This window comes from Bartonella sp. AA126HLJHH (assembly GCF_042197425.1).
In the GTDB taxonomy this organism is placed as follows: domain Bacteria; phylum Pseudomonadota; class Alphaproteobacteria; order Rhizobiales; family Rhizobiaceae; genus Bartonella.
On sequence record NZ_JBHIRU010000139.1, the window covers coordinates 1 to 574 of the forward strand.

Below are 574 nucleotides of genomic sequence, written 5' to 3' on the forward strand. Positions count from 1 at the left end.
CACACTCGATTGCCTTTTCAACAAAATCGTTTGTTTCTAAATTTTCAAAATCAATTTCTCTTTTTGATAAAATAATAGTTTTATTTTTATTGTTATTGTTAATGTTATTGTTAATGTTATTGTTATATATATAGGCATCATTAAGCATCGCTTTAGCATCATGCTTAGCATGCTTAGCATCATTAAGCATCGTTTTAGCATCATTAAGCATTGCTTTAGCATCGTTTTTATCAGTATTTTCAGTAACTTGAGCATCATCACAAGCATCACAAGTATAAGTTGTATGTTTATCCCATCTTGCCTGCGCTGCTTTCTTTGCTCTCTCCGATAATCTCTTTGATCGTGATGCTTTTGATACCTTTTCTAAACTCTCATGAGAGTTAGTAAGCTCTTCTTCAACATCTAAATTCCACAAGCGACCATCTGCTAAACGAATGAAATATCCTTCTTCAAGCAAAACATTCAGTGCCGCTTCAAACTTCTTCACTGAATAACCCGTGTAATTAGATAAAACTTTAATATTATAAAAAAGAGGTTCACCAGTATGCAACATACGTAACCGTAATCGCATATA

Annotated in this window: 1 pseudogene; it reads right to left on the reverse strand. The window is 32.6% G+C overall.

Annotated elements, in window-relative coordinates:
* Nucleotides 1-553 (reverse strand): annotated as a pseudogene (locus ACFIQC_RS10185) (hypothetical protein); the annotation flags it as partial.
* Nucleotides 554-574 lie beyond the last annotated feature (21 nt).